Annotated in this window: 5 protein-coding genes; all 5 read right to left on the bottom strand. The window is 68.7% G+C overall.

Annotated features, from left to right (window positions below; all coding sequences use genetic code 11):
- Positions 1-337: 337 nt before the first annotated feature.
- The 5 genes from HLK59_RS47550 to HLK59_RS47530 are packed head-to-tail and all read right to left on the bottom strand — an operon-like array spanning position 338 to position 5,744.
- Positions 338-1,309 (bottom strand): BadF/BadG/BcrA/BcrD ATPase family protein, encoded by a 972-nt coding sequence (locus tag HLK59_RS47550; protein ID WP_171147918.1) that lies wholly within the window; start codon positions 1,307-1,309, stop codon positions 338-340.
- Positions 1,300-2,565, bottom strand: a complete 1,266-nt coding sequence (locus tag HLK59_RS47545) for a 6-phospho-beta-glucosidase (RefSeq protein WP_171147917.1) — start codon at positions 2,563-2,565, stop codon at positions 1,300-1,302. The genes HLK59_RS47550 and HLK59_RS47545 overlap by 10 nt, the downstream gene beginning before the upstream one ends.
- A gap of 3 nt (positions 2,566-2,568) precedes the next feature.
- Complete coding sequence (locus tag HLK59_RS47540) at positions 2,569-3,462, bottom strand: carbohydrate ABC transporter permease (RefSeq protein ID WP_171147916.1); 894 nt, start codon at positions 3,460-3,462, stop codon at positions 2,569-2,571.
- Positions 3,463-3,465: 3 nt separating this feature from the next.
- Positions 3,466-4,407 (bottom strand): sugar ABC transporter permease, encoded by a 942-nt coding sequence (locus tag HLK59_RS47535; protein ID WP_171147915.1) that lies wholly within the window; start codon positions 4,405-4,407, stop codon positions 3,466-3,468.
- 2 nt (positions 4,408-4,409) lie between these two features.
- Entirely contained in the window at positions 4,410-5,744 is a 1,335-nt protein-coding gene (locus tag HLK59_RS47530; protein WP_171147914.1) for an ABC transporter substrate-binding protein, read from the bottom strand.
- Between the last annotated feature and the right edge of the window lie 59 nt (positions 5,745-5,803).

Genomic DNA, 5,803 nt, shown 5'->3' with positions numbered 1-5,803 from the left:
GGGGGGGGGCGGTGGGGCGGGTGTGGGGGAGCCGCCCGGTGAGCCGTTGGAACGGGTCTGTTGCGGTGGTACCGCCGGCATGGTGGGCATGCCTGGTACCGGTGGTGGTGCCGCGCTGCTTTTCGGCGGGTGTGTCACTGTTGACCTCCCCCATGGTCATCCGTCGCCGCAAGTATCGCTGCCGGGACCGACATCCGCACCGGCCTTCACTGGATCTTGATCGGATTGCAGCGCGGTGCGCGGTTTTCCGGCATCACTCGCCGCCCCGCACCACCCCCTGCCCATTCACACGCGAGGGGAATCTGTTCGGTTCCAGGTTCGGGTTTCGGGGGCCGCGTCAGGCGTCGTAGAACCTCCTCACGCGGGTCTGTGCCGCCGCGCTCGCGCCCAGCCCGTCCAGGCCGAGCAGGGCCGCTCCCAGCACCGGGCTCGCCGTCACCACCTGCGGCACGGCCTTGGGGGCGCGGGAGGCCAGCAGGTCCCGTATGCCGTCGTCCAGTTGGGGATGGCGTGCGGCCAGGATGCCGCCGCCCAGCAGGACCGGGGTCTCCTCCTCCAGCAGGTCCAGGCGGGTCAGGGCCACCGCGGCCATCGTCGTCACCTCCTCCGCCAGGCGGTCCACCAGGGCGCGGGCCACCGGGTCGCCGTCCGCCGCCGTGGTGAAGAGGACCGGGGTCAGTTCGTGGCGGCGGGTCGGTTCGATGTGCTCCAGGTGGAGGGCCTCGATGAGGGCGAGCATGGTGTCGTGGCCGAAGTGGGACGGCAGCGTGCGGGAGAGGGCGGTCGGTTCCCCTCGGCCGTCCTCCGCCCTCGCCGCGTGCCACAGGGCCTCCTCGGCGAGTCCCCAGCCGCCGCCCCAGTCGCCGGAGATACGGCCCAGCGCCGGGAAGCGGGCGGTGCGGCCGTCGGGGCGCATGCCCACGCAGTTGATGCCGGCGCCGCAGACGACGGCCACACCCCGGGGTTCGGTGATGCCGGCCCGCAGGATGGCGAAGGTGTCGTTGCGGACCTCCACGGTCGTGCCCCACGCGCGCGCGTGCAGGGCTGTGGCCAACTGCTCCTCCTCGACGGGGAAGTCGGCGTTCGCCAGACAGGCCGAGACATGGTCGACCGAGGTGATCCCGGCGGCCGCGAAGGCCTCGGCCACCGGTTCGGCGAGTGCGTCCACCGCGGCCCGCACCCCCACCGCCGGTGGCCGGAAGCCCCCGCCGCGCGCGGTGGCCAGGACGGTTCCGTCGGCCGCCACGACCGCGACATCGGTCTTGCTGTTGCCCGCGTCTACGGCGAGGACACGTGCGGTCATGCCCACGCGAGATGCTCCCGGTTGTGTGCGACGAGTCGGTCGGTGAGTTCTTCCGCGTACGCGTACTGGCCGATCAGGGGGTGGGAGAGCAGGGCGCGGAAGACGCGGTCGCGGCCGCCGTGCAGGGCCGCCTCCAGGGCGAGGTCCTCGTAGGCCGTCACCGCCGCCGTGAGGCCCGCGAAGAGGGGGTCCACGGCCGGTACCGGCAGCGGGGTCGCGCCGGTCCGGTCCACGGCCGCCTGCACCTCGATCACCGCGTCGTCGGGGAGGAAGGGCAGCGTGCCGCGGTTGTACGTGTTCACCACCTGGTAGGGGCTTCCGGTGCCGGTGAGCAGCCCTGCCGCCAGGTCCACCGCCGCCTCCGAGTAGAAGGCGCCGCCCCGCCGGGACAGCAGCTCCGGCTTCTCGTCCAGCGCCGGATCGGCGTACAGGCTGAGCAACTCCTTCTCCATCGCGGCCACTTCGGCCGCCCGGGAGGGCTTGGTGCGCAGTTCCCGTACGACCTCGTCGTGGGCGTAGAAGTAGCGCAGGTAGTAGGAGGGGACGACGCCCAGGCGGTCCAGGAGGGGGCGGGGCAGACGCAGGTCCGCCGCGATCGCCTCGCCGTGCCCGGACAGCAGGTCGGGCAGGACGTCCTTGCCCTCGGGGCCGCCCAGGCGTACGCCCGTCTCCCAGGTGAGGTGGTTGAGGCCCACATGGTCGAGGAAGATCTCCGACGGCGCCGCGTCGAGCAGGGCCGCGAACTTCCGCTGGAAGCCGATCGCCACGTTGCACAGGCCCACCGCCTTGTGGCCGGCCTGGAGCAGGGCCCGGGTGACGATGCCCACCGGGTTGGTGAAGTCGATGATCCAGGCGTCCGGGTTCGTCCGGCGGACCCGTTCGGCTATGTCCAGGACCACCGGGACCGTGCGCAGCGCCTTGGCGAGGCCGCCTGCGCCGGTGGTCTCCTGGCCCACGCAGCCGCACTCCAGCGGCCAGGTCTCGTCCTGTTGGCGGGCCGCCTGGCCGCCGACACGGAGCTGGAGGAGCACCGCGTCGGCGCCGTCGACGCCCGCGTCGAGGTCGGACGTCGTCACGATCCGGCCCGCGTGGCCCTGCCGCGCGAAGATACGGCGGGCCAGTCCGCCCACCAGATCGAGGCGTTCGGGGGCCGGGTCCACCAGGACCAGTTCCTCGATCGGGAGGGTGTCCCGCAACCGGGCGAAGCCGTCGATGAGTTCGGGGGTGTAGGTCGAGCCTCCGCCGACCACGGTGAGTTTCATATGTCAGCCCTTTACTCCGGTGAGCGTGACACCCTCCACGAACGCCTTCTGCGCGAAGAAGAACACGAGGATCACGGGGGCCATGACCAGCACGGTCGCGGCCATGGTCAGGTTCCAGTCGGTGTGGTGGGCGCCCTTGAAGGACTCCAGGCCGTAACTGAGCGTCCAGGCACCCGGGTTCTCCGAGGCGTAGATCTGGGGGCCGAAGTAGTCGTTCCAGGCGTTGAAGAACTGGAAGAGGGCCACCGCGGCGATTCCCGGCTTCGCCATCGGGAGGACGACCTTGAGCAGGGTGCGCAGGTCTCCGCAGCCGTCCACCTTGGCCGCGTCCAGGTACTCGTTGGGGATCGTCATCAGGAACTGGCGCAGCAGGAAGATCGAGAACGCGTCCCCGAAGGCCAGCGGAATGATCAGCGGCCACAGGGTGCCCGAGAGGTCCAGCTGCTTCGCCCAGAACAGGTACATCGGGATGACGACCACCTGCGGCGGCAGCATCATCATCGAGATCACCAGCATCAGGGAGAGGTTGCGGCCCCGGAAGCGGAACTTGGCCAGCGCGTACGCCACCGGGACCGACGACACGACCACGAGGACGGTGCCGAGTCCGGCGTAGATCAGCGTGTTCCGCCACCAGGTCAGAAAGCCCGGGGTGTCGAAGACCTTCCGGTAGTTGGCCCACTCCCAGGTGTGCGGGATCAGGTCCCGGCTCAGGGCCTGGTCGTCGCTCATGAGCGAGGTCAGGAAGACGAACACGAAGGGGAGTGTGAAGAACAGGGCCGCGGCGATGCCCAGGGAGTGGATCGCGATCCACTCCAGGAGCGCCTTGCGGCGGGCGGTGCGTTCGGCGGGGGAGGCCGGGGTCTTCAACTCCGCCGGCCGGTCCAGTACTTGGGTCATCCGTCAGTCACCTGCCTGGATCAGTCCGCCTCGGCGCCGCATCAGGAGCGCGGTGAAGGCCATGGAGAGGGCGAAGAGGACCAGGGCCACGACACAGGCCGAGCCGTAGTCGAAGCGCTGGAAGCCCAGGTTGTAGACGAGCTGGGGGAGGGTGAGGGTCGACTTCTCCGGGTAGCCGGGCTCGAACATGGTGCCCGCGCCCTGGATCACGCCCGAGGCGACCTTTCCGGCGACCAGTGGCTGGGTGTAGCACTGCATCGCCGCGATCACCCCGGTGACCACCGCGAACATGATGATCGGCGAGATGTTGGGGATCGTGACGAACCGGAAGCGCTGCCACGCCGAGGCCCCGTCCAGCTCCGACGCCTCGTACTGCTCCTTCGGTACGTCGAGCAGCGCGGCCATGAAGATGACCATCAGGTCGCCCACCCCCCACAGGAACAGCAGGGTGAGGGCCGGCTTGGACCAGCTCGGGTCGTTGAACCAGCCCGGGGCCGGGATGCCGACCTTCTCCAGCATCGAGTTGACCGGGCCCGTACCGGGGTTGAGGAGGAAGGCGAAGGCCATCGTGGCCGCCACCGGCGGGGCCAGGTAGGGCAGGTAGAACAGGGTGCGGAAGACCCCTGTGCCGGTCTTGATCTTCGTGATCAGGAGGCCGATGCCGAGTCCGAAGAGGACCCGCAGGGTCACCGTGATCACCACCAGCCACAGCGTGTTGCGCAGGGCGGGCCAGAAGTAGGGGTAGCTCTCGAAGACGTAGGTCCAGTTCTTCGTTCCGCTCCACGTCGGCGGCTTGAAGCCGTCGTAGTGCATGAAGGAGAAGTAGAGCGTCGAGATCATCGGGTACGCGAAGAAGACCGCGAAGCCGATCAGCCAGGGCGACATGAAGGCGGCGGTACGAAGCGCTGAACGGCGGCGCTTCGACCTCAACGTGTTGGTGCTCATCGCTACTTCGCCTGCGCGATGTCCGTGTCGATCTGCTTGGCCGCGGCGGCCAGACCGGCCTTGAGGTCCTTGGACTTGCCGCTCTCGTACTCGTAGCCGAAGTTCTGGATCGTGGTGAGGTAGACGCCGCCGTTGAGGGAGGCGGGGCTGGTCGTGGAGTTCGGGTTCGCCGCGATCTCCAGGAAGGTCTTGAAGCGCGGGTCGTACTTCAGCTTCGGGGACTTCAGCGCGGCCAGCGTGGAGGGCACGTTGTGGATGGCGTTGGAGAAGTTCACCACCGCGTCCGTGTCGGTGGTGATGTACTTGACCAGTTCCCAGGCCGCGTTCTGCTTCTTGCTGGTGGCGGCGATGCCGGTGATCGTGCCGGTGATGTAGCCCTTGCCGTACTGGTCGGCCTGGTCGTCGGGGACGGGCAGCGGGGCGACGCCGATCTCGAAGTCGGGCTTGGCCTCCAGGGCCATGCCGAGGCGCCACTCACCGTCGAGCTGCATGGCCACCTGGCCGGTGTGGAAGGGGTGCTTGGGGCCCCACTCGTCACCGAGCTTGGAGCGGTACTTCTCCAGCTTCTGGAAGCCGCCGAGGTCGTCGACCAGCTTCTTCTGGAGGGTGAAGGCCGAGGACACGGCCGGGTCCGTCCCGACCGTCGACTTGCCGCTCTTGTCGAAGTACGTCGGGGAGAACTGGCCCATGTAGTGCTCGGTCGTGGTCTCCCAGCCGTGGTAGTTCGGCATGAAGCCGAGCTGCTTGTAGCTGTCGCCCTGAGTGATCGTCAGCTTCTTGGCGTCGGCCTCGAACTCGGACCACGTCTTGGGCGGGCTGGTGATGCCCGCCTTCTCGAACGCGGTCTTGTTGTAGTAGAGGCCGTACGCGTCACCGAGCAGGGGGGCCGTGCAGCGGTTGCCCTCGAACTGGGTGTACTCATTCATCGCCGTCGGGAAGGTCTTGGACGGGTCGATGCCGGACTTCTCGAAGAACGGGTTGAGGTCGACCAGGGCGCCGGAGGAGCAGAACTTGCCGACCGCGTTGGTGGTGAAGGAGGAGATCACGTCGGGCGCCTTGGAACCGCCCGCGCGCAGCGCCTGGTTGATCTTGTCGTCCGTCATGTTGCCGACGACGTTGACGTGGATGTTGGGGTGCGTCTTCTCGAAGCCGGCGATCAGGGACTTGACCGCCTTCACCTCGGCGGGCGCGCTCCAGGCGTGCCAGAAGTTGAGGGTGGTCTCCTTCGAGGCGTCGTCGTCGGCGCCGGAGCTCGACTGGCCGGTACAGGCGGAGGTGGTGAGAAGGGCCGCGGAGGCTATCAGGGCAAAAGCCGCGATTCGGGCGCGCTTGGGCATGGCGAGGTCTCCCTGGAGCGGGGAATGGGTGAGAGGGGCCTGACGAGGGGGGCTTACCG

It is taken from the genome of Streptomyces sp. S3(2020) (genome assembly GCF_013044505.1).
Classification (GTDB): domain Bacteria; phylum Actinomycetota; class Actinomycetes; order Streptomycetales; family Streptomycetaceae; genus Streptomyces.
This window is presented reverse-complemented; position numbering and strand designations above follow the sequence as displayed.

Bases quoted from the DNA above. Each gene is read 5' to 3' on its own strand.
- HLK59_RS47545 (WP_171147917.1), bottom strand. From the start codon at position 2,565: ATGAAACTCACCGTGGTCGGCGGAGGCTCGACCTACACCCCCGAACTC.
- HLK59_RS47540 (WP_171147916.1), bottom strand. From the start codon at position 3,462: ATGACCCAAGTACTGGACCGGCCGGCGGAGTTGAAGACCCCGGCCTCC.
- HLK59_RS47535 (WP_171147915.1), bottom strand. From the start codon at position 4,407: ATGAGCACCAACACGTTGAGGTCGAAGCGCCGCCGTTCAGCGCTTCGT.
- HLK59_RS47530 (WP_171147914.1), bottom strand. From the start codon at position 5,744: ATGCCCAAGCGCGCCCGAATCGCGGCTTTTGCCCTGATAGCCTCCGCG.